The 23,908-nt window shown below is 46.8% G+C and carries 22 protein-coding genes; 2 read left to right on the top strand and 20 right to left on the bottom strand.

What is annotated here, in order from left to right; translation table 11 throughout:
• Positions 1–24: 24 nt before the first annotated feature.
• On the top strand, positions 25–1,005 hold the full coding sequence (locus ACWHAR_RS10225; protein ID WP_032875449.1) for an aldo/keto reductase: 981 nt from the start codon (positions 25–27) through the stop codon (positions 1,003–1,005).
• Between the two features lie 29 nt (positions 1,006–1,034).
• Here ACWHAR_RS10225 and ACWHAR_RS10220 read toward each other — a convergent pair whose 3' ends face one another.
• The 8 genes from ACWHAR_RS10220 to ACWHAR_RS10185 all read right to left on the bottom strand — a co-directional run bounded on the left by ACWHAR_RS10220 (position 1,035) and on the right by ACWHAR_RS10185 (position 7,866).
• Entirely contained in the window at positions 1,035–1,508 is a 474-nt protein-coding gene (locus tag ACWHAR_RS10220; RefSeq protein WP_007614944.1) for a GNAT family N-acetyltransferase, read from the bottom strand.
• Between the two features lie 47 nt (positions 1,509–1,555).
• Positions 1,556–1,690, bottom strand: coding sequence for a hypothetical protein (locus ACWHAR_RS10215; RefSeq protein ID WP_007407881.1), 135 nt, complete (start codon positions 1,688–1,690; stop codon positions 1,556–1,558).
• Positions 1,677–2,792 carry a response regulator aspartate phosphatase gene (locus ACWHAR_RS10210; RefSeq protein WP_032875447.1) on the bottom strand — a complete coding sequence of 372 codons (1,116 nt, stop codon included), beginning with the start codon at positions 2,790–2,792 and terminating at the stop codon, positions 1,677–1,679. Before ACWHAR_RS10210 ends, ACWHAR_RS10215 begins: the two co-directional genes overlap by 14 nt.
• A 131-nt stretch (positions 2,793–2,923) precedes the next feature.
• Positions 2,924–3,814 (bottom strand): arginase, encoded by an 891-nt coding sequence (gene rocF, locus ACWHAR_RS10205; RefSeq protein WP_007407883.1) that lies wholly within the window; start codon positions 3,812–3,814, stop codon positions 2,924–2,926.
• Positions 3,815–3,887: 73 nt separating this feature from the next.
• Entirely contained in the window at positions 3,888–5,288 is a 1,401-nt protein-coding gene (locus ACWHAR_RS10200) for an amino acid permease (RefSeq protein WP_012118885.1), read from the bottom strand.
• 223 nt (positions 5,289–5,511) lie between these two features.
• Positions 5,512–6,717 carry an ornithine--oxo-acid transaminase gene (locus ACWHAR_RS10195; RefSeq protein ID WP_032875444.1) on the bottom strand — a complete coding sequence of 402 codons (1,206 nt, stop codon included), beginning with the start codon at positions 6,715–6,717 and terminating at the stop codon, positions 5,512–5,514.
• A 229-nt stretch (positions 6,718–6,946) separates the two neighbouring features.
• The gene (locus ACWHAR_RS10190; RefSeq protein WP_032875440.1) at positions 6,947–7,582 is read right to left on the bottom strand and encodes an SdpI family protein; all 636 of its coding nucleotides are present in this window, start codon (positions 7,580–7,582) and stop codon (positions 6,947–6,949) included.
• Positions 7,579–7,866, bottom strand: coding sequence for an autorepressor SdpR family transcription factor (locus ACWHAR_RS10185; RefSeq protein WP_032875437.1), 288 nt, complete (start codon positions 7,864–7,866; stop codon positions 7,579–7,581). The genes ACWHAR_RS10190 and ACWHAR_RS10185 overlap by 4 nt, the downstream gene beginning before the upstream one ends.
• 174 nt (positions 7,867–8,040) lie before the next feature.
• Here ACWHAR_RS10185 and ACWHAR_RS10180 point away from each other — a divergent pair, with 174 nt between their 5' ends.
• Positions 8,041–9,456, top strand: coding sequence for a sigma-54 interaction domain-containing protein (locus ACWHAR_RS10180; RefSeq protein ID WP_007614954.1), 1,416 nt, complete (start codon positions 8,041–8,043; stop codon positions 9,454–9,456).
• Positions 9,457–9,497: 41 nt separating this feature from the next.
• Here the strand turns inward: ACWHAR_RS10180 and ACWHAR_RS10175 are convergent, their stop codons facing one another.
• The 12 genes from ACWHAR_RS10175 to walK all read right to left on the bottom strand — a co-directional run bounded on the left by ACWHAR_RS10175 (position 9,498) and on the right by walK (position 23,908).
• Positions 9,498–10,217: a cupin-like domain-containing protein gene (locus tag ACWHAR_RS10175; RefSeq protein ID WP_032875434.1), complete on the bottom strand. Its 720-nt coding sequence runs from the start codon at positions 10,215–10,217 to the stop codon at positions 9,498–9,500.
• 13 nt (positions 10,218–10,230) lie between these two features.
• Complete coding sequence (locus tag ACWHAR_RS10170) at positions 10,231–11,856, bottom strand: ABC-F family ATP-binding cassette domain-containing protein (protein WP_007614956.1); 1,626 nt, start codon at positions 11,854–11,856, stop codon at positions 10,231–10,233.
• 27 nt (positions 11,857–11,883) lie between these two features.
• Positions 11,884–13,074, bottom strand: coding sequence for an MFS transporter (locus ACWHAR_RS10165; protein WP_012118887.1), 1,191 nt, complete (start codon positions 13,072–13,074; stop codon positions 11,884–11,886).
• A gap of 18 nt (positions 13,075–13,092) precedes the next feature.
• The gene (locus tag ACWHAR_RS10160) at positions 13,093–14,415 is read right to left on the bottom strand and encodes a periplasmic substrate-binding domain-containing protein (protein ID WP_032875431.1); all 1,323 of its coding nucleotides are present in this window, start codon (positions 14,413–14,415) and stop codon (positions 13,093–13,095) included.
• Positions 14,412–15,419, bottom strand: a complete 1,008-nt coding sequence (locus ACWHAR_RS10155; protein WP_032875428.1) for a ThiF family adenylyltransferase — start codon at positions 15,417–15,419, stop codon at positions 14,412–14,414. Before ACWHAR_RS10155 ends, ACWHAR_RS10160 begins: the two co-directional genes overlap by 4 nt.
• Before the next feature lie 231 nt (positions 15,420–15,650).
• Positions 15,651–17,069, bottom strand: a complete 1,419-nt coding sequence (locus ACWHAR_RS10150; RefSeq protein WP_032875425.1) for a sensor histidine kinase — start codon at positions 17,067–17,069, stop codon at positions 15,651–15,653.
• Complete coding sequence (locus tag ACWHAR_RS10145; RefSeq protein ID WP_032875422.1) at positions 17,066–17,278, bottom strand: winged helix-turn-helix domain-containing protein; 213 nt, start codon at positions 17,276–17,278, stop codon at positions 17,066–17,068. The genes ACWHAR_RS10150 and ACWHAR_RS10145 overlap by 4 nt, the downstream gene beginning before the upstream one ends.
• Positions 17,279–17,806: 528 nt before the next feature.
• Positions 17,807–19,003, bottom strand: a complete 1,197-nt coding sequence (locus ACWHAR_RS10140; RefSeq protein WP_007614967.1) for a S1C family serine protease — start codon at positions 19,001–19,003, stop codon at positions 17,807–17,809.
• Positions 19,004–19,089: 86 nt separating this feature from the next.
• Entirely contained in the window at positions 19,090–19,884 is a 795-nt protein-coding gene (locus ACWHAR_RS10135) for an MBL fold metallo-hydrolase (RefSeq protein ID WP_007614969.1), read from the bottom strand.
• A 14-nt stretch (positions 19,885–19,898) separates the two neighbouring features.
• On the bottom strand, positions 19,899–20,738 hold the full coding sequence (locus ACWHAR_RS10130) for a two-component system regulatory protein YycI (RefSeq protein ID WP_007614971.1): 840 nt from the start codon (positions 20,736–20,738) through the stop codon (positions 19,899–19,901).
• Positions 20,725–22,083, bottom strand: a complete 1,359-nt coding sequence (yycH, locus tag ACWHAR_RS10125) for a two-component system activity regulator YycH (protein ID WP_032875419.1) — start codon at positions 22,081–22,083, stop codon at positions 20,725–20,727. The genes ACWHAR_RS10130 and yycH overlap by 14 nt, the downstream gene beginning before the upstream one ends.
• Positions 22,073–23,908, bottom strand: a complete 1,836-nt coding sequence (gene walK / locus ACWHAR_RS10120) for a cell wall metabolism sensor histidine kinase WalK (protein WP_004393106.1) — start codon at positions 23,906–23,908, stop codon at positions 22,073–22,075. The genes yycH and walK overlap by 11 nt, the downstream gene beginning before the upstream one ends.

Raw genomic sequence — 23,908 nt, 5'->3', positions numbered from 1 at the left:
TCATACAAGAAAGGGGGAGGACATATGAAGGACAGAACGATCGGTTCGATGCGGGTTTCCGCAATGGGGTTAGGGTGCATGGGCATGTCGGAATACTATGGCAGCCAGAGTGAGGAAGAGTCGATTTCCACACTGCATCATGCCGTTCATCTCGGCGTGAATGTGTTTGATACGGCTGATCAATACGGATTGGGTGCGAATGAAGAACTTGTCGGCAGAGCGCTCGCCCCATTCAGAAAGGAGCTGTGCCTCGCGACGAAATTCGGTTATGTCCGAAGTAAAAAGGGTGAGTTTATCGAAATTAACGGACGGCCCGATTATGTGAAAAAAGCGTGTGACGCCAGTCTGAAACGCCTTGGGACGGATTATATCGACCTTTATTATCTGCACCGGGTTGATCCGCGGGTGCCGATTGAAGAAACCGTCGGCGCCATGAAGGAGCTGATAGACGAAGGAAAGGTGAGATTTATCGGATTGTCAGAGGCTTCCGCAGAAACGATCAGGCGCGCCGTCCGCATTCATCCGATTGCCGCGCTTCAATCGGAATATTCTTTATGGAGCAGGGAAGCGGAGGAGCATGTGCTGCCCGCCTGCCGTGAGCTCGGCATCTCATTTGTGCCTTACAGTCCGCTCGGCAGAGGTTTTCTTTCCGGAAAGATGACGTCGACCGAGCAGCTGGATGCCGATGATTACAGAAGAAGAACGCCGAGATTCCAGGGAGACAATTTGGCGGTGAATATAGGGCTCGTCCAAAAACTTACCGCCATTGCCCGGGAAATGAATATCACCGCGCCTCAGCTTGCGCTCGCATGGGTTCTCGCAAACGGCGATGATCTCATTCCGATCCCGGGAACAAAAAAGAAACACTACTTGGAAGAGAACCTCGCCGCTCTCGACATTGTGCTTCCCGAGGATGTGAAGGCACGATTGGATGAGATGTTTCCGATCGGCACCGCGGCCGGCGAGCGTTATCCGGAACACATGATGACATTGTTAGATGAATAACAAAAGAGGCCCAGCGTGCGGGCCCCTTTTCACGACAGCTTTTTGCTCATGATGACATCCGTCTCCAGAAATCCCGTCTTCTCATACAGCTTCCGCGCCGTTTCGTTATGAGCGAACACATGGAGAGAAATCTTGCGGACACCCAGGTCTTTGGCTTTGTCCTCCAGCCTTGCGAGTGCCTCTTTTGCATAGCCTTTGCCGCGGAAAGGCGGATGAAGGCCGAAATCATAAATAAACGCGTCCTGCTGCGGGTGGTCCGGATCGGCGTGCAGCCACAGCCAGCCGGCATTTTCCTTTCCGTCCAATGTCAGCGTCCATAAATAGTGATCGGCCGTCTCCAAGCCGTCAGGAAGCAGGTCTTCAAACGCCAGCTTCGCTAACTCCGGCGCTTCGTCAGGCAGCCACGTTCCCGCTTTTACCTTTTCTTCAGCGTAATGCTTGGTTGAATGGGCGAGATAGGACTGAAATTCTTGTCCTGTCATCGGCTGCAGCGTGATAGCCATTGAATCACTCCTTACAAAACACGGATTGAAAGCGGTATCATGAAGTATTATCCGAAGGCTCCGTTTTCCGCCGGTTTTATGATTTGTTCGGCTTGTGCCGTTGAACCAGTTTGCGCAAATAATCCAATCGAAATGAGACTTGCCAAGGCTGCTGAGAGTACAATGAATTTACATGTTTTCATTACGAATCCCCTCCGTTAATCTCAAAATTTGGTCATTGGCATCAATTGATTCCTGAAAATACTTCGCCGCCAGTTTGTAATTCTCCTGTTTTTTAAAATGCGCCGCGGCCTGATACGACAAATCGGAAACGTCACTCCACAGCTCTTTCCTTCTTAACTCGGCGAAAGCTGATTCAAGCGCTTCTTCATTGCGGTCAATAAAGACATGCTGTAAGATGCGCAGCTTTTGGGTGTATACGGGCTCGTTTTTTTCTTCAGCGGCATTCAGCGCTTTATGCAGCCAAAACCGGCCCTCATCCATCTGTTCCTGTTTCAATAACACTCTGGCCAGCATGTACAGACTCCGCACCGAATATGCTGATTGCAAATGCTCCTTTTGATCGAGAGCCGTTTCAAACTCGACCCGCGCCTCCTCAAGCTTTTCCTGTCTTTCATAGCAAATGCCTGCGTTAAAGTGGGCGAGCGCCTCAATATGCGGATCGCCCGCTTTGGCGGCTTGATGAACCGCCGTCTGCAGGAGCTCTTCGGCTTTCTGGTAGTGAAACAAGTCCATTCTGTTACAGCCGATCACCATTAAACACTGTGCTTCTCTGACCGCGTACATTTCATTGGCTTTGTAGATCTCCAACGCTTTTTCCGCATGGTTCATCGCAAAGTAGTTTTGGCGGATTTCATAGTAGGCAATCGCCACTTGATAATTAAACTCGGCTCTTTCAATCTCATTCGGTATGTGCCGAAGCCTGCTTTCAGCAATCCGGTAAAAATTAATGGCGTTCATAAACCGTTTACGGTAAAACTCGTGCATTCCGGAAAAGAAATAATAATAGTATTGAATCATCTGGTCTGTTTTTTCTTTATCGGCGTTCAGCTGGATCGTTTTTAAAATGCCGTCTGTTTTCTCATACTCTTCCATCAAAAGCTTATAGCGGGAATCAATTAAATTAAAATAAAGGAGCACCGTTTGATTTTGTGTCATATTTTGCAGATCCGTAAGCAGTTGTTCTCTTAACGCCTCAGCCGATTCAGTGTTGTGCTTTTTGATTTCCTCATACCAGTCACTGATTTTTTTCGCAACTGTTTCGTGGGCCATCACTTCAGCCATCTGTCAGGACACCTCCCTTTCCCATTTTGTGTAATAAATATATCATATTTACAGGTCTAAAAAGAGGGTGACAGCCCGCTAGTTTCCTCGTGGCAACAAAAAAAACCCCCGCAAGTGCGGAGGCGTATATTTTATAATAGTTTTTTTCCCAACAAAGATTCCACCAGCTCGACCGCTGTTTTGCCGGTTTTGTTTTTGTGATCGAGGATCGGGTTGACTTCGACAAATTCAGCTGAAGTGATGATGTCGGCATCATACAGCATTTCCATTGCCAAGTGGCTTTCACGGTAGCTGATGCCGCCGACGACAGGCGTGCCTACGCCGGGCGCGTCGCTCGGATCAAGGCCGTCGAGGTCAAGGCTGAGGTGAACGCCGTCACAGTCTGACAAGTAGTCAATCGTCTCTTCAATGACCTTTGTCATGCCGAGGCGGTCAATCTCATGCATCGTATAGACCTTCATGCCTGTTTCCTTAATGTATTCACGCTCGCCTTCATCAAGCGATCTCGCGCCGATGATGACGACGTTCTCCGGCTTGATTTTCGGAGCATACCCGCCCAGGTTCACCAGCGTGTCGTGCCCGACGCCAAGGCTGACGGCCAGCGGCATTCCGTGAATATTGCCTGACGGCGATGTTTCCAGGGTGTTTAAGTCGCCATGCGCGTCGTACCAGATGACGCCGAGCTGTTTATAGTGCTTTGCCGTTCCTGTCAGCGTTCCGATCGCGATGCTGTGATCGCCGCCCAGGACGAGAGGGAACCGCTCATTCTCAATGACGCTGTCCACCTTTTGGGCGAGCTGCTCGTTCCCCGAGAGCACAGAGTTCAAATTTTTCAGCTCTTCATCATTTTTGAGTTTTTCACGATTGACGGGGATGTCGCCTAAGTCTTCCACCGCATACCCCATGTCAGATAACCGTTCAATGAGATGCGCGTAGCGGATGGCGCTCGGGCCCATGTCCACTCCGCGTCGTGCTTGTCCTAAATCCATCGGCATTCCAATAACTGAGATATTCTTGTTCATCCGTTTTTCCACCTCAACATGTTGTATGTTGTCCTGTGCGGGTTTCTCAAAGATGACTTGGACACGAAAAGATTTAAAGCTCTATCTGTTTTTCTGACTGCTTATGCTTTTTTACATACAGATGATAAACGATAACGCACACCGCCATGAACGGGATGCCGCAATAAAGGGCGAGCCGCTGTTCTGAATCAAATGCGAGACTGATCAGAACAACCGTATTTAACGTCAGCCCGATAATAGGCAGCACCGGGTACAGCGGTGTTTTAAACTTCAGGTCTTCCACTTTGCCGCCTTCGCGGATGTATTTCCGTCTGAACATCAGCTGCGACAGGGAAATCGTAATCCAGCCGACCTGCGCGCTTAGTCCGGCTAATGATAAGAGAAACATATAAACGACTTCCGGCGCTGCCACCTTAGACAGCAGGGACAGGCAGGCGACGGCCAGCGTCACGATCAGAGCGTTCATCGGCACGCCGCGTTTATTTATTTTGCCGAGCGATTTAAAGGCTTGTCCTTCGTTCGCCATGGCATATAGGATACGCGTCGATGCAAACAGGCCTGAGTTGGCCACTGAGAGCAGCGCAATTAAGATAACAAAGTTCATAATATCGGCCGCATATGGAATACCGATTTGTTCAAACACCACGACAAACGGGCTTTCGACCACTCCCGCCTGCTTCCACGGAATCATCCCGGCAATGACGATGATGGAGAGAACGAAAAAGACAAGCGTTCTCCATACCGTCTGCCGGATAGAGCGCGGAATCGTTTTCTCGGGATTTTCACTTTCTCCCGCGGCAACCCCGATCAGCTCCGTTCCCTGGAACGCGAAGTTTACGGTAATCATCGTAATAAGCATAGCCTTAATGCCGTTCGGAAACAATCCATCCTCATAAAAATGAGAGAAGAAAGGAGCCTGCTCGCCGTGTTTCATGTCAATCAGGCCGAACATGGCGGCGCCGCCCAAAATAATAAACAGCAGAATGACTAAAATTTTAATACCGGAAAACCAAAATTCCGACTCAGCGAACGCTTTTGTGGTAATGGCGTTCAAAAGAAACATCAGTCCGACAAACACGAGGCACCATACCCATACGGGAACATGCGGAAACCAGCGGAGCATCAATTGTCCCGCAGATAAAAACTCAATGGCGCATGTTACCGCCCAGCCGAGCCAGTACAGCCAGCCGAATGCGAAACCGAAAGCGGGGCTGATGAATTTGGTTGCGTACGTCTGAAACGACCCTGATACAGGAAGGGCAACCGCAAGCTCGCCTAAGCAGAGCATTGTCAAAAACATAATAAAACCGCCGACCAGATAAGACAGAACCGCGCCCAGCGGTCCCGCCTGGTTAATTGTAAATCCGGTACTCAGGAAAAACCCGGTGCCGATCACTCCGCCCAAAGAAATCATAAACAAATGGCGTGATTTCATTGTGCGCTGAAGCTGATTCTCTTTTTGATTTGTATTCACTATTCTGCACCCCTTCAGCAACTTGTATTGGAACCAAGCCGGTGCTTTGAAACCGATTTGCTGTCCAAAGAGCCTCTATTTGTATATGAATGTTATATGAAATTCATTTTCGTACATAAAGATACATTATACTAAAATACTGTCGCCGCGCAAATAGAGTGTGCTGAATTTTTTATTTGTAAATTCCATACAAGCCGAGGGAAAGCATTGCCGCATCAAGGTTTTACGCGTTTTGAAGCACATTTGTGATCTTTTGGATCGCCCAGTCCAAGTCTTCCTTGGAAATCATTAACGGCGGTGCAAAACGGATCACGGTATCATGTGTTTCTTTGCATAAAAGCCCTTCGCCTTTCAGCTTTTCACAGTACGGGCGGGCCGCTTCTGTCAGTTCAACGCCGATAAACAGGCCGCGACCGCGCACGTCTTTTATGATCGGGTTATCAATTTTCTCAAGCTCTTCTTTAAAATAACGGCCAAGCTGAAGGGAACGCTCTGCCAGCCCTTCTTCCTCAAGGAGTTCAAGAGATGCGAGCGATACCGCGCAAGCGAGCGGGTTTCCGCCGAATGTTGAGCCGTGGGAGCCCGGGTTAAACACGCCGAGAATGTCACGATTCGCCGCGATGCACGAAATCGGGAAGACGCCCCCGCCGAGCGCTTTGCCTAAGATGAACATATCCGGTACGATATTTTCCCAGTCAACCGCGAATGTTTTCCCTGTGCGGCCGAGTCCCGTCTGAATTTCATCAGCGATCAGAAGTACATTTTCTTCCTTACAAATGGCGGCCGCTTCTTGTAAAAATCCTTCCGGCGGAATGACGATGCCCGCTTCTCCCTGAATCGGTTCGAATAAGAAAGCGGCTGTGTTCGGCGTAATCGCCCGGCGCAGCGCTTCTGCGTCTCCGTATGGAATTAATTTTATACCCGGAAGCATAGGTCCGAAACCGCGTTTATACTCATCTTCTGAAGAAAGGGATACCGCAAGCATCGTTCTGCCGTGGAAGTTGCCGATACACGCAATGATTTCCGCCTGATTATCCGCTACTCCTTTGACCTCATATGCCCAGCGTCTCGCCGCTTTGACAGCGGATTCAACGGCTTCTGCCCCCGTATTCATCGGCAGAATCATATCTTTTCCGGTCAGCTTGGCTGTTTTCTCATAAAACGGACCGAGCTGATCATTATGGAACGCGCGTGACGTCAGAGTGATTTTATCCGCCTGATCCTTCAGCGCCTGAATGATCTTCGGATGTCTGTGCCCCTGGTTCACCGCAGAATAAGCACTCAGCATATCCATATATTGATTGCCTTCAGGGTCTTTTACCCAAACACCCTGCGCTTCGGAAATAACAATCGGCAGAGGATGATAATTGTTCGCGCCGTAATGTGAAGTTTGGCTGATAATTTCTTGAGATTTTGTGAAAGCTGACATAATCTGATTCCCCCTTGTTTTGTAATCATTCAACATTAGATCTTGCTTTCCCTTTTTATAAAGCAAGTTCCGTGCCAATCCGAAAAAACGGGATGTTTCGCCAGCATTCTTTCTTTTCCTGCAAAATATTCCGGCAGTTTGCGTGCAAACTTCAGCCAAGCGCAAAATTTTTTTGCGTTTCCCGCTGACAAAATAGGAGCAATCCAATTAGATTGCTCCTATCCAACAATTATTTATTCAATTGTCTCTGATATACAATGTAAGAATATAGTAAAGATAATATGATACAGCCGATTGCCGCAATGAAAATGACTGACACTCTATATACCGGCGGCAAAAAAGCTGCAAGCATCATGAGTATGCCCGCTAAGACAAAAATTTTCGAACTAACCCTGTGTGTATCCTTCCAAACTCTTTCACTGCTCAGCGTCCAAGGTGTTCTTATCCCTAAAAAGAAATTAGGCTTAACGATCTGAATGAAGTTTCCAAACACCATGAAAATGACTCCCACTATAAAGTTTCCTAAATAAGATATAGAGAGATCATATCCCAGGCCGGTCAAGATGGTCATCAGATTAATGACAAACAGAACCGCAAACATTGTATTAAATATAGCCATATATGGCCGGGTAAATGTTTTGTAGTTATTTTTAGGATCAATCTTAGGGGTGAGAACCATTAAAATATATAGAATAATCATGATGCCAATAAGCATCGTCATCGCATTAGCTTTCGTTTGGTAATCATTTGCACTTCCGTTTAATCCCCAGTGTGTCGCCAAATTGTCCGGTAAAGATGAATATGTGCAAACCCATGTGAAAACAGTTAAAACTATGATTCCTGCTGAAAAGAGATATTTTTTCATGATTCCCCGCCTTTCTTATTATCATGTTCTGAATCAGTCAGAGAAAAGAACCAGCCTATAAGATCCTGTAATACAGTGGTATTTAATGAATACATAATAAATTGGCCTTTCCTCTCATCGTGAACCAAATCAGTATTTTTCAATATGGTAAGGTGATGAGAAATACTGGGTTTTGACATGTCGAAGTGTTCCGCAATTTCGCCAGCTGTCATGTCTTGTTTCTTTAACAAATCCAAAATTTTTCTCCTTGTAGGATCGGCCAGTGCTTTAAAAGCTTTATTCAAAAACTTTCCCCCTCTCATACGTACATGATTTAGATATTTAAGTATATATCTAAATATCAATCATTTCCCTAAAAAAGTCAATGGTTTTATTACCTCAATTTCCATTTATTTTTAAACATCGTCCAAGCGCAAAATTTTTTTGCGTTTCCCGTTCGATTTATTTTAAAATAATGAATGTTAAGACGATTGAGAGGGGGAATTGACCTGCACACAACCAGCGAATTTTACACACTCGTGTTACAAAGCATTCTGGAAGAGATTGATGTCGGGCTGCATGTGGTGGACGAGAAGGGCAGCACCGTCATTTACAATAAGAAAATGATGCAGATTGAAGATATGGATGAACGGGACGTCCTGCATAAAAACCTGACTGATGTATTTATGTTTTCCAATCAGCAGGACAGCACGCTCGTTCAGGCCCTTCAAGAAGGCAAAACGATTAAAAATGTAAAGCAAAGCTATTTCAATAACAAAGGCCAGGAAATCACGACGATCAACCACACCTTCCCGATTGTGCAAAACGGCGAAATCAAGGGAGCCGTGGAAATCGCCAAGGACGTCACCAAGCTCGAACGGCTGATCAGGGAGAACATGCACAGGAAAGAACAGAACAGCTACACGTTTGACAGTATTCTCGGCAACAGCTCGGTTATTCGGGAAGTCATCGAAAACGCAAAACGGGCAACCCGCACCTCATCATCGGTGCTTTTGGCCGGCGAGACGGGAACGGGCAAGGAACTGTTCGCCCAAAGCATTCACAACGGCAGCCAGCGCTCAGGCGCCCCGTTCATCTCACAAAACTGCGCCGCCCTGCCGGACAGCCTGGTCGAAAGTATTTTATTCGGCACGAAAAAAGGCGCCTTTACCGGAGCCATCGACCAGCCCGGCTTATTTGAGCAGGCGCAGGGAGGCACCCTGCTCCTTGATGAGATCAACTCGCTCAATCTCAGCCTGCAGGCAAAACTGCTCCGCGCCCTGCAGGAAAAGAAAATCAGGCGCATCGGATCAGCTCAGGACAAACCGATTGACGTCCGCATCATCGCCACGATGAATGAAGACCCGATCACCGCCATTTCAGAAGAGCGGCTGCGCAAAGATTTATACTACCGCTTAAGCGTTGTCACGCTGATCATTCCCCCGCTCCGGGAGCGAAAGGAGGATATTCTGCCTCTGGCCGAAGTCTTTATCCAGAAAAACAATCACCTGTTTCAAATGCATGTCGATTCGATCAGTGACGATGTGCAGCGATTTTTCCTGGAATATGACTGGCCAGGCAACATTCGCGAGCTTGAACATATGATTGAAGGCGCCATGAACTTTATGACGGATGAAACGACGATTACGGCGGCCCACCTGCCTTATCAATACCGGATGAAAATCAAACCCGCTGACACGGAAAGCAAAGCCGCCGCAAGCACCCAGCCCGGCACAGATTTAAAAGACAAAATGGAAAACTTCGAAAAATACATGATCGAAAAAACCCTGAGAAAACACGGCAATAACATTTCCAAAACGGCAAACGAGCTCGGAATCAGCAGACAGAGCCTGCAATACCGCCTGAAAAAATTCGGTCTGGACCGGATGAAATGAATCCATACAAAAAAAGGCTGAGATGCTCCTCAGCCTTTCGTTTATACCTGATTGGCAAGCCGCTCTCCGGTAAACCAAAAGTTCTCACTCACTGCCAGTGTATGTTCCGTATTCTCGACTTGATGCCACCAATGGCGCGGTGCGTAAATGATTTCTCCCGCCTTTTGTCTGAAGCGGATCGGAGACGCCTTTTGCACCAGCGGTTTTTGCTCAATGTCTTTTTCATCAAAGACATTGATATTTCCTTCGTACAAATACGGAGAGTCGTCCGGATGATAGAAGATCCATTCCTTCTCCCCGAAAATGACGCCGTTCCACGCGTGCGTGTTGTTAAAATCCTGATGCAGCGGTGTGCCTGTCTGCTTAGAACCGAGAAAGAACCATTTCCAATCCCGTCCCGTTTCTTCATCCGCTCTCAATGTGTCTTTTGTAAAATATTCGGGTGCGGAATAGACAAGGTCTAAGTCATTTTGGTTCAGCTGCGTAAAATTCCAGTCACAGTACCATTTGTCATCATTCTGATCAATGTACTCGATATAGTTGGAAAGCTTTACTTGTTTAAACGTTTTGACCCCTTCGATATCTGATTTCCGGATGGTGACCATTCTGTCTCCATAGTGTTCATCAATGTATTCAAGCGTCCACGGCCTGCATTCCCAGTGATCCATTGCCCCCGTCAAAATAAAAGGTTTCTTATCAGCATACTCGCTTACAAAAAGATCGTACGATAACTCATTGATTGTCAGTCTGTCAATGGTCATATCCATTCCCCTTTTATTCGGCAATCTGCCGTTTTTTTTGTTTGGCGTAACTGTATGGACCTGAAAAGATGGTGACGTTTTGATTCTCAAGCCAGAAAATCTTGTTGAACTTCTCCAGCAGGTTTCTGTCATGAGAAACGCAGATGATGGTGCCTTGAAACTGCATCAGGCTGTTTTCGAGAATTTCCTGAGATTCAATATCCAAGTGGTTGGTCGGCTCATCCAGGATCAGGACATTCAGCTTTTTTTCCATTAAGATGGACAGCTTCAGCCTGATTCTCTCACCGCCCGACAGGACGGAAAGTTTTTTAAAGACCGACGACCCGTAAAATCCGTACTTGGCCAGCATATTCCGGGCCATGCCCTCTTCAGTCAGCAGATTTTCTTTAAAGAATTGCAGAATCGTCTGGCTCGAATCTCCTACATGGCTCTTTTGATCAATGTAGCCTATTTTAAGATTTTCCCCCACTTTAATGGTGCCGTCCGACAGTTCTCTTTCCCCGATGATGCAGCGGATCAGCGTTGTTTTGCCGACGCCGTTTCTGCCGACGATGCCGATTCTGTCTTTATGCTTTATGCGCAGGTTCACATTTTGATATAAAAGGGAAGATCCGTTGGTCACCTTTCCGTTTTCAATGAACACAATATCTTTTGAACCGGCGCCCGCTTCCTGAAATGCGTTTTTTAATTTTTGCTCCGTCCGGACCGGCTTATTAATCAGCTCAATCCTTTTCAGCGCCTTTTCCATATTATTCGCGCGTCTGTGCAGGCCGACAGACGGCGGATTTGAACGGTTGGCCCAATCTCTCAGCTGGGCGATGGATTCCTTCATCTTCTGTATTTTTCTCTGCTGTTCTTCATATTTCTCAAACTGGGCGATGATGAATTCTTCCCGCTTTTTCAAGTATTCGCTGAAACCGTAAGGCCAAATCTTCACCTCGGTATCGTCAATCTCGAGCACCTTCATCGCCGTTTGGTCGGCAAACGTTTTATCGTGGGTCGTAAACAGAATGGTTTTGTTCGATTTTTTAATAAACCCTTCAAGCCACTCAATCGCATGGACGTCCAAATGGTTGGTCGGCTCGTCCAGCAATATAACGTCGTCGTTGCGGATTAAAATTTCGGCAAGGCCGGCTTTTGTTTTTTCGCCGCCGCTCAGCTTTGAAAACGGCTGATCCTTTAATTCGCTGAGGCTGAGCCCGTTGCATACCTCGTCAATCATCGCATGCATCTGGTAGCCGTTGTTCCGCTCAAATGTTTCCGTGTATTGACTGTATTTTTCCAATAAAGCAGTCAGCTCGTCATCACTCATCGGTTCCGAAAGTTTCAGCTCAATGGCCTTCATTTCCTTCTGGATCGCCGCGAGAGCTTCAAACGATTTTTCCAGATATTGATACAACGTCAGATCCTCATGGGGATCAGCGATCTGCTTCAGCAAACCGACTTTCGCCCCTTTGTTGATCGCAATCGTTCCTTCATCTGCCTCAAGCTCTCCGGAAAGCACCCTGAACAGCGTGCTTTTGCCGGAACCGTTCGGCCCGGCCACAAGCACTTTTTCGCCTTCATTGATGAAAAAAGAAACTTGTTTGAAAATCGTATCCCCTGCTAAATTTACCGTAAGATTATGAATATTCAGCAACTCACATCATCCCTTTGTCATTCTGGTTCAAAGCTCGACTTTATTCTGGATGGCGACGCTCGCTTTCAGTTTGTAAAAGCTGAGCATCATAAACAGCGACAATAAGATGGATAATACCCCGATTGCGGTCAGCAGCAAAGCTGAATCAAAATAGTCCGTTAAGAATCCGATAAACGGAAAGGCAATGAACATGAAGAGCGAGGTCATCAAACTGATAATGGACAGCAGCGTGGCTCTCGTTCTGGACGGAATCTCATTATTCACCACCTGACTGGATACGGGTTCTATCACATCATAGAGCGCGTTAATGACGACAAAAGCTGCAATCGTCACGTACAGACTGCCCGAAGGTATAAACAGATAGGCCGCCCCGATGATGCAGAATGTCAGCAGAAGCACGCGCCTCGGCGTGAATTTTTCCGCCGGCTTGGAAGAAAAGATGGAGCACAGCGCCTGCAAGATGGACAGTCCCGCAAAAATAATGGATATATTGCGCACGGACAGCCCTTCCTGACTTAACAAATCTTGTCCGTACATATAAAAAACCGATGTAATCGCAAAGAAAACGGAGAGTGACAGCACCAGATATTTAAAGGCTTTGTTCAGTCTGAAGAAATCTTTGACTTCTTTTAAGATGTCACCGACCGTCTGCGTTTCGTGTTCACTGTTTTCAAATTTGATTTCCGTCAGCTGTGTAATGACCGCCATTGCAATCAGCTGAGTGACAATCCCGGCGATAAACACATATGACCATGATATTTCCTGCAAGTAGCCGCCGATGCCCATGGCAATCGCAAGACCGAGGATGACAAGTCCGTTATAATTTCCGATGGATTTGCCGTACCACTTTTCTTTCCCTTGTTCTTTCAGTGAATCAAACAAAAAGGCGTGATCCGTTCCTGATATAAACGTCAGCCCGATACCGTATATAATATGGGCGATGAAGAGGGCGATGAAGTTATGGAAGCTCAGGAACATCACCAAATAGATAATGACCATAAAATGGCCGAGCAAGAGCGATTTTTTTCTCCCGATTCTGTCCGAGATGACGCCGCTCGGCACTTCCGCCAGAAACATCGCCAAATTCAGGACCGATTGCAGGATGCCCACAAGAAACAATGAATAATTCATGCTTGTTAAATATAAAATCCAAATTCCCCGTTCGAAAAAGAAGTTTCCGAAAAAACCGGAGAAGTAAAGCAAATTTCGATTCCGCAAATGAATACCCCTTTCCAGCTATCTGCATTTAACATCATGAACAGAAAGGAGCCCGTCAGTCTTTACACTAAAACCCTCTATACATGGATCTTGCAGATACAGACTTTTCCCAAAACAAATTGGGCAATAATGAGTTGTATTCTCGAATAACCCAAAAAGTTCCTTCTTTTTTTCAGATCCTATGGCATCAATGATCGTTTTTTTCTTCTCCGGATCGCTGATGTCGCGGATGAAATATTTGATATAGCTCAGCTCATGCATGTAAGCCGGCAGGAACAAATGGAGTTCAATATCAAACCCGCTTTTATCCATATGATAATAATCATTGAAATGACTGACGCGTGAGACGGATACGTCCGCTCCGGCCCGCCGAAACAGATCAGCCAGCCTTTCAATGATCTCTCCGTTGGGATAATAATCGGCATAAACGATTCGGATCGGCTCTTCTCTTGTCAAAAGGGGCGGATCTTTCTGCGGTGTCCTCCCGCTTTCCCATATACCGATCAGTGAATCAGTCGGTGTGATGATATGCCCCAAATCCCCGGCCAGCTTTTGTCTATCAAAATAATGCTGAATGAAAGTTCTCAGCATGCCGTCCTTTACCTTGAAGGTAAATAACATCGGCAAATGATTTTCTTTAAAATCAGCATACTGCCGATACCTCATGTTTGAATGATGAAACTGGGTGTGGCAGGTCACGTCCGTTTGATTCGCTTCGTACAGCCCGATGCTTTTTTCCAGATCATCATTCAAAATAAATTGGATGGTCTGAACCGTGCGGTGATCCGCGGGCGTCATTTTATATTGCGGATTCCGCTCAAATTCCAGCCCCTTCTCAAACGTTCGCTTGAATCGGTACGGGCCGTTTTCCGGCACATCGCCCCCGGCGGTCCCCGGAATCAGAAAGCTGCTCTGCAAAACGGCTTCTATCTCATCAGACGGCTCGTCCAAGGTGACTTCAAAGCGTTTATCGCCTGTTACGTTCACCCCGAGCTGATCGGATGAGACAAGGCCTTTTACATACGGAACGGCCTGTTTTATGTTCAGGAAACTGCCGAGATGGGGGCTTTGATTTTCTTTCGTCAGATGATAGATGATCGTTTGAACCACACCCTCGGCGTCACCTAAATAGTCCGGGTGAATGTCCACCTGACAGGTGCGGGGATCTTTGCGGATGATCCGGCAGTTATAGCCGTCCTGCAGGCTTTCATACATAATGCTGCAAATCATCTTGCTTGTGTAATCCTGCGTATCTAATGGGTTCAAGCGTATCGGGCTTGTGTCGATTTCTATTTTCAGAGGGTCGCCCGGTTTTCTCGCCGTACGATGCATCGTCTTCATAAAGCGCTTTCCTTTTGAGAAAGCTTCGTTTCTGTAATATGAAGTCCGTCAAAGTCCAGGCCGATGCGGGTATTCAGGGATTTCGGGCTTCCGCCTGCAAGGTATGTGATAATGTCATGAGACATAAACGAGGATATAATACCGTTTGTCGCTCCTAAGGAACCTTTGATCGGCTCATCGGGGTAACAGTTCAGAAGTCCGGCCGGCATGTTTTTTTCATAGGTGATGCCGGATTGATAGGATTCAGGCGTGAGCAGAGGCCCCCATTGGCCGCTGAAGCTGCCGACACCCCCGGTCATAAACGCGATATTCCGCTCCTTGCAATACCGGTAAACCCATTCAGAAATGTTATGGGGTTTGTCAGCGGCATTTATGACGATATCAATTTCATACGGATCTAACACACGCAGGTCCTGCGGCTGTGTAATTTCCTTATGGTAAAGTGCTGCGTCCGCATGGGGATTGATACCCGCAATATAATCTCTGCATTCTGAGATCTTTAATTTGCCTACAGAAGATTTATTATAGACGAATTGTCTGTTCAGGTTATGTACTGATACGGCATCGAAATCAATGAGAATAAAATGCTGCATGCCCGCCGCCAAAAGGTTTTGAAGAATGATCGTTCCGACGCCCCCCAGACCCACGATCGCTGCCCTGCTGCCGTCTAATCTCTCTTGGATCAGATTGGGGTTTTGGTTGTATTTCTCAAAATGGTACAGCTGCTTTTCAGTGATGCGGCCTTCACGGCTGTTTTGCCATGGCTCTATTAAAGCATCCAATTTCATTAACGCATCGAAAAACTGGTTTCCCGCTTCCTCCCCCAGAAGATCAGAAAGCTCTTGTTTTTCACAGCCGGTGATCAGCCGTTCAACCGCCTCTTTGATCTCACTCGTATGCGCAAGCTTAATCGCCTTTCGATATTGAATGATAATATGCGCCGTGTAGGTCAGCACCTGCACGCTGTCTTTAAACTTCCAGCGCTTACAGTCAGTTGACATCATGACATACCCCCTGAAAGATAATAACTCCCCAATGAGGGGAGTCACGGCTTTACTAGCAGCGATGCACCAAGCTTGCTGTTTCTGTATCAAGATCAAGTTCTTCAATCTTCATCAGTACACACCCCCTTTACCAATAACTAGATATTATCATCAATATTGGAAAAGGACAAGTTATTTTTTGAAAATTTAGAATTTATATATAAATTGTGATATTTCTTCCTGCTTCCCGGTTTATCCCGGCAGCCGGATGATGAACACGGAGCCTTTTCCCTGCTCACTTTTCACTTCAATTGTTCCGTTATGGCTGTCGATAATGGTTTTTGTAATGGCAAGACCCAGCCCCGCGCCGCCGGATTGACGGGATCGGGAGGTTTCCGCCCTGTAAAACCGGTCAAACAAATGAGGCACATGCTCCGGAGCGATTCCCGTTCCGTTATCCGCAATCATAAGCATGATTCCTCCGTCTTTCTGCAGGGAGACGGTGATGACACCCGTGTCTTCATCCGTATGCTGCACCGCATTGTAAAATAGATTGAGAATGACCTGCTTCATTTTGTCTTTGTCAAAAACGGCTTCTATCTTTTGATCGACAAAGAACTCGAGCTTCCGGTTTCTCGCGAGCAGCTTCAGCTGAGCCTCCATTTCCAAAATGACGTCTCCCAATGCGCCTTTTTTCATTTCAAAGCTCGGCACCCGGTCAATCTTCGCGAGAAACAGAAGATCCTCTATCAGCTTATTTGCCCTGGCGGATTCCGCGTACATGCTTTGAAGCGCTTTTTCTTTCTGCTCCGGCTTCTCCGCCGCTCCGCGCATTAAAATTTCGATAAAGCCGTGAATGGAGGTAAGCGGCGTTCTCAGCTCATGTGATGCGTCTGATACAAACTGCCGGATTCGTTCCTTCGCTTCTTTTTCCGCTTGAAAAGAGGTTTCAATCCGTTCCAGCATCTGATTGATGGAGATGCCCAATGACTCAATTTCGGCCTGCTTCCTGTCGATCGGCAGCCGTTTATCGAGACTTCCGGCATGAATGTCACCCATCATACGCACAATGCGGGACAGCGGCTTGAGTGTGAGCCGGATCACCGGCAAGAAAACAAACAGTCCGATGACCAAAGCCGCAAAGGAAAGCACCGCGAAAATGCTGATCTGGCGGAAAAGCGAATCATTCAGAGGCTGGGTCAGCGTGCTCATCTGCACAACTCCCGCCTGCCTTCCGTCAACGGAAATCGCCTGAAACACGACGATGATTTCCTCACCCGCCTTATTGTGAGCCACCTGATAGTGAAGCGCCATTGTATCTTTCAGCGCATCCTGATACACTTTTTTCGGAAAAGAAGGAGCGGCCCCCGCGTGCGGGTCTTCTGATAAAACAGACATCTTGTATGATGGATTGATAAAAGCAACCGTCACCCCGGGGTAAATCAAATTCGGATGAGCCGGTGTTTCGGAACGGGCAAGGGTTGTGATTGACCTCCATACGCTTTGATCCATTGAATTGATATCACTCTGAATGCTGATCGCCTGATTTTCATACATCGTCCGTGTCATAAACATGTACTGAGTGCCGCCGATAAAACATAACAGCAAAGCCAAAATCGCCAGTGACCTGAACAGGAGCTGGAATCGCAGGGTTCTGTACAGCCGTTTCATGCCAGATCCACCCTGTACCCGGCGCCCCGAACCGTGCGAATCACCTTGTGTTCTTTGTCCTTCAGCTTTTCGCGCAAAGAACGGATGTACACCTCGACGATATTGTCTTCTCCGAGGACCGTTCCGTGATGAAGCCCCATCGTTAAAGAATCAATGAGTGCAGACTCGCCGTCTGCACTCAGCAGCTTGATGCCTTTCAACTTCTCCATGATGCAGTCTCTCCTTAGATGTATCAGCCTGTGTTTATTTTTTTCGCTTCCCCTTCTATTATTCGCTTTTATCTGAAACAAAACGGAATCTAAGCTGAATTGGTGAAAGTAAACGCTCAAAACGGAGCCATCTGCAAATAACAACAAAAAAGCTGCCGGCAGTTTCATCTGCCGCTTCAATTCAGCAGCACCAGTCTGTTTCAATCACAAAGTTCTAAGTTCATGTCTACCTTTTTCTAAATATACCCATTTTTTAACTGAACGTGTTGTGACCCGCGTTCAGTTCTTTTTTATGGCCTCTGAAAAAAGGCATAAAAAAAGCGCCCTGAAAAAGGACGTTTGGTATGACATGTTTCATGTTCTTAAATTCTGCATTCTAAAATAATTCTTCCTTCACATTCACCTTCAATTTCATTCAATACGATGATCACATCAGCCGTTTTCATGTGTTTCACCTCCCGTTTTCACAATAGTATAATATTAACAAATAAATCAATAAAAAACAGCCCGGATATCCGGGCTGTTTTTTTATTTTTGTAATCGATCCGCTTCTGTCAGTTTGACTTCCGCTGTTTTTTTCTTTCCCGAACGGTAGAACGTGATGTTCACACGGTCGCCGATCTTTTTGCGATACAGGCGCTCACGGAGATCCACAACGTCATTGACCTTATGTCCGTCGAACCCGGTAATCACGTCGAGCTTTTTCAAACCCGCTTTTCCCGCCGGTGAAAACGCGTCGACACCCATAATGACCGCCCCGGTTTTAACGCCTTTCGGAAGTTTCAGCGTCTGGCTCCAATGGTAACTCGCAATATCCGTTAAGGATTTCATCTCAATACCGAGGAAAGGCCGTCTGACTTCTCCGTATTTTTCTAAATCCTGAATAACGGGAATGACAAGCTTTGACGGGATGGACAGGCCGATGCCTTCAACGGCGGATTCAGCGATCTTCATTGAGTTGATGCCGACCACCTTGCCCGATATATCCATCAAAGCGCCGCCGCTGTTGCCGGGGTTAATCGCGGCATCGGTCTGCAGCACTTCCGCATTCCAATCCGGCTGTCCGTCGCCGTTTGAGTCAACAGGCACCGCCCTTTCCGTGCCTGAAATGATCCCCTGTGTCACTGATCCCGCAAATTCAAGTCCGAGCGGATTTCCGATCGCAATGACCGGTTCTCCGACTTTGACCTGATCGGAATTGCCGAACTGGGCGGCCGATTTGATCTTATCAGACTTCACCTTCAGCACGGCGAGATCCATCAGACGGTCGCTCCCGATCAGCTCAGCAGGCACGCGTGAGCCATCCTTCAGGCTGATCTCAATCTCAGTCGCACCTTCAATGACATGGTGATTGGTTACGATATAAGAAGTGTTTCCGTTCTTTTTGTAAATGACGCCCGACCCGCTTCCCGCTTCGCCGCCCTCTCCCCAAATATCGGTCTTTTGGATATTGAGAACGCCGACTACCGAATCCGATACACGGCTGACCATATTCGTGACAGCGTCATTGACATTTACGTTGACTGTTTTCACCTGTTCGCTGCCGAGACGCTGGCTGGTGCTTTTGCTGCTTTCCCCATGGTCTCCGCCTGTCCAGTACGGCAGCAGGAATGCCATGAGCGCGGCCCCGACGATGACGCCGATCAGACTTGATAGAAAGTACCCTCTCTTGCTGCGGCGGGGCTGTTCGGAGGCGTACTGTTCATCATCGCGATTATAATCCACCCTATCTCAAATCCTTTCAAGGTTACTCGATTTGCTTATAGTGTGGGTCAGATCGCGGATTAATAATCATGATTCATTTGGAAAAATTACACGGCGCACAGCGGCGTCGGGATTTTCGGATCGGTATCAAATAACTGAAACGTTTCCCCGGCGACAAATCCTTTCGCAGCCAATGTCTGCTGCACGGACATTCTCGCCAGTTCCTTCATATTGTTGTCTTGGCTCAGATGCGCCAAATAGATGCGCGATGTGCCGTCGCCAATGACATCAGTCATGGCGAGCGCCGCATCTTCATTCGAGACGTGGCCGACATCGCTTAAAATCCGCCGCTTAATGCTCCATGGGTATCTGCCCATTTGCAGCATGCCGACATCATGGTTGCTTTCAAACACAAACACATTGGCCGAACGGATAATGCCTTTCATTCTGTCGCTCACATACCCGGTGTCCGTCATCAGCGCGAGCTTTCTGCCTTGGTAGTGGAAAACATAAAACATCGGCTCGGCCGCGTCATGAGAGACGCCGAATGACTCGACATCAAGCCCGCCGAAGGATTTCACGCTTTCCATCGGGAACAGAAACTTTTGTCCGGTATCCAGCTTGCCGATCTGATTCTCCATCGCTTTCCACGTCTTTTCATTGGCGTAGACGGGAAGTCCGTACTTTCTCGCAATGACGCCGAGCCCTTTAATATGGTCGCTGTGCTCGTGAGTGACAAAGATGCCGTCGACGTCGTCTATCTTGCGGCCGATTCTCTCCATCAGCCCGTCCATCGCTTTACCGCTCAGGCCGGCATCCACCAGAAAAGAGTGCTCATCTGTCTCCAGATAAAACGCATTTCCGGTACTCCCGCTCGCAAGCACGCTAAATTGCAAGCCCATTGTGTCTCACTCCATTATTTATTTTGATTGTTATCAATGACTGTACTTTCCAATGCGTTCACAGTGTACGTTTGCAGTGTCTTTTTCTTCGTCCCTTTTGACTTATCTTCGATTGTAATTCTCCATACCGGCGCCAGCACCTGCGTACTTGTCAGCGGATATTGGGCAATATAGCCGAACTTAACGCTTTTAACGGCGCAATTCGCTTTTAAGTAATTTTGAGAATACAATAATTCGACCGCATCAAGCTCAGGAATCAGGCTCTCCGTCTGGATTCGCTTGAATGACTCCAGCATGGTCTGCTCGTAAGATACGACCTCGTTTTTATCGTTCAGATGCAGAATCACCTGTCCGATCGCATCCGTGGACGAGTCAAAATCCTGATATATAAACTGGCCGTCATACATCTGGTAAAAAATGATCTGTTTTTTATCCTTGTCGACTTTCCACAGTTTATATTTTTCACCGCCGGTTATTTTAGAGCTGACGAGCGATTCCGCATCCTCCTGCGGTTTTTGCTTCGATAAACCGACCGGATCGGTAAGTTTCATTTTCAGCGTCGTAACCTTATGATCATCCGCCGGCATCTCCATTAAAGGCTTTTGATCTTTCAAAGCATCAATATCTTCTGCGGTAAATACCTTTTGGCCCGCCGTCAGCCGGTAGCCCGTCGCGGAATCAGAAGACAGGTTGCCGAAAGTGATATGATCCATCTCCATGTCTTTTTCCACATTTGAATTTTTAATCACTTCGTATTCACTGCTCGAGCGTTTTTCAAAAAACTGATAGCCGAGAAAAATATCGAGGATGAGGAAGGCAATGATGAAGATCGTTTTTGTCTTATTCCACTCCATTATCGTCCTCCTCCTTCCCCAGCAGATCTTTCGTAATCGGGACGATCTTCCCGTTGATTTTCATACTCCAGACGGGTTCCAGCTCAACGAGATCATTCGTTGATGAAGAGACCATTTGATAGGACAGGAAGATCTGGTCGATTTTGTTCACGTCGTATTTATCCTGCTGCTCCAGCAGAGACACAACCTCATTGCCGTTCATCATTTTTACGTCTTTTGTTTTAATCGGATTCGGTCCGAGAACATAGTTCGGCCGCTTGTAGCTGAGAACCTCGTCATTGGCCCATTGCAGGGTCAAAACAGGTCCGGATCCGAAAGGCTTAGACATGCTGTTGATCACAGGCATTTGGTCTTTAAACATGTAGAAACTCAGCTGCTGGTTATCACTCACATTGAAAAATTGATAATGATCCGTCCAGCTTCCCGTATCCTCTAAATATTTATAGCTTTTCTTAATCAGCTCGCCTGTTTGATAAGAAGCGCTTTGTGCCAGGTTCCGATGCTGGAATTGAATCTGCCGCTGTGTCGAATTGATTTCCAGACGGCTGATTCCGTCAGTCAGCACATTCCGATTGTAATTCGGGTCTTCTCTGACCGTGCTCGGATCATTAAAAAGTGTCTGCTTAAACAGGTTCGTCTTAATGGTTTCAGTAATAAATTCTTTTTCCTTCATATTAAACCGCGCATTCGGCATGAGAAATTCTTTGCTTTTTCCGACCGAATAGAGGTGGTATAACGGCATACTCGACTTTTTGCTGTACAGCTCATTCATCAGATTGCGGTAATTCGCCGATTCCACAGTCACTTCCAAAATCAGCTGCTTGCTGTATGAGACCATGTAAATCTTTTTATTTGTCTTATTCTCATTAAATGGAATGACAATATGGTCAAATGAGCTGTATTCCATTGACGGATTCGACCATTTAAACATCGTTTGGAAGAAATCAATCGGAATGGTGTCATTGAATTGCAGATCGAGCTTTGCCGAGTTGCCGTTTCTGCCGTAAAGCCAATTTTTAAAACCGAGCTTGTCGTATTGATCGGAAATATCCTTCATCCCTTTTACTTCCCATTGCGGCAAATCCGCCCACAGGTCATTAAAGAGCGTCTCATCATTCACTTTGTAATGAGAGCCGTTTGTATGAATAAACATATCCCGGGGTTTTACCGTTTGCGATACTTTTTGGCTCGTTTTATCAATTTTATGCTTTTCCCGGACAGTCGATTTGGTTGAGGCCGTGCCTTCTGAAAAATTGGGCTGGAATGTCCAAATTCCCCATGTTAAAACAAGACTAATGACGACCAGCACTGACAGTATGACTGTTTTTATATTTTCACGCCTCATCCCAATCATCCTCTTGCTCTTCTTTATATGGAAGAGTAAATGTAATCTTCGTTCCTTTGCCTTCTACACTGTCGGCCCAAATGTCTCCGCCGTGAGCCTGAACCATCTCTTTTGCAATCGCAAGGCCGAGCCCGGTGCCGCCGAGTTTTCTTGTGCGCGCTTTATCCACTCTGTAGAAACGGTCAAAGACTTTTTCCACATCTTTTTTCGGAATGCCGATACCTTCATCTTTTACGCTGATATAAAGCAGCTCTTCTTTCTCATTCACATCGACTGAGAAAGTGACATGTCCGCCTTCCGGTGAGTATTTCAGTGCGTTAGAAATGATATTATCGAGAACCTGCGTCACTTTATCCTGATCAATCTCCACGTACAGATTTCTGTCCGGAAGCTCGCGGATAAATTCGACATGCTGTTCTTTCGTCATTTCAAAACGATCGATAATCAGTGACATAAAGCGGATCATATGAATCCACTCCCGATTAAACTGATAATCTTTGCTGTCGAATTTAGAAAGCTGGAGCAGGTCGTTCACCAATCTGATCATGCGCTCAGTCTCATTTTGGGTCACCATTAAGAAACGAGGAGCGATATCTTTGTTTTCCCACGCGCCTTCCGCAAGCGCCTCTAAATAGCTTCGCATGGTCGTCAGCGGTGTCCGCAGCTCATGAGACACGTTGGCAACGAACTCTCTGCGTTCCCGATCGAGTTTTTCCTGTTCGGTGACATCATAAAGAACCGCGATTAAACCGTCGATTTTTCCGTGCTCTCTCTGAATAACGGAAAAATTCACCCGCAGTACAGTCGTCTCATCGTCACGTTCGATCTCCAGCAGCATTGAATCCTGCTGTTCTACTAAATCCTCAAATGTAAAGTTCTCTTTTATGCCCAATAAAGACGTGATCGGCATCTCTAAAGCCGTTTCACGTGAAACATTCAGAAGCTCAAGCGCAGGGCTGTTTAAAAGAATAATAGCCCCGTTGCGATTCGTAGCGATAACACCGTCCGTCATATACGCGATAACGGAAGAAAGCTTTCTTCTCTCCCCTTCCGTCATGGCTTGGGCATCTTCAAGCTCTCTCGTCAGATGGTTGAATGTCGTTGCGAGCTGACCGATTTCATCATGCCCGTATTTCCGCACCTTTCTGGAGAAATTCCCTTTTGCCAGTTCCATCGCCTGCTTACGCATATCCGACAGCGGATGGGTAATGGTGCGGGCGAGAAATATACCGAGAAGAGCCGTCAGAACAAGGGCTAAGCCTGTTCCAGAAGCAAGAATCGAGTTGACGGTTTTCATCTGGTTAAAGGTATCTTCCATACTGGCCACGACATAAATCGCGCCGACAACTTCCTGATTCTCTGTGACGACAGGTTTCGCTGAAATCAGCACTCTGTTTTTGCTTTTAGGATCATAATATTTTTTTGAATAGGCCTGTTTTGTTGAGAAAATCCGTTTAAAAATCGGGTCAGTCGTCTGTTTCCCCGCTATTTCCTCGCCATAAGGCCTCGAAGAACCGACGACCTCATAGCTTTTATCAACAAATGTAATCTCCCGTATTTCATTATTCTTCGTAAAATCATTCAAAATCCGTTTGACGTCATCTTTAATGACGGTGCTGTCATTATCTCCTTTATATTCCTGCTCAATATAATAGGATAGATTGTCAATCCGCTGATTTAACGATAATTCATAGGACTTGAGAAGAGAATTCTCCACCTGTTTCACAAAGTACACGCCGATAATCTGCATGGCGATGATAATGAGAAGCACATAGATCAGCGTGATCTTAAACTGAATCGACCGAAAAAAACCAACCTTATTCAT

It is taken from the genome of Bacillus sp. LR--39 (genome assembly GCF_053613335.1).
The sequence above is the reverse complement of the archived record's forward strand: the minus strand, read 5'-3'. Positions and strand labels throughout refer to the sequence as shown.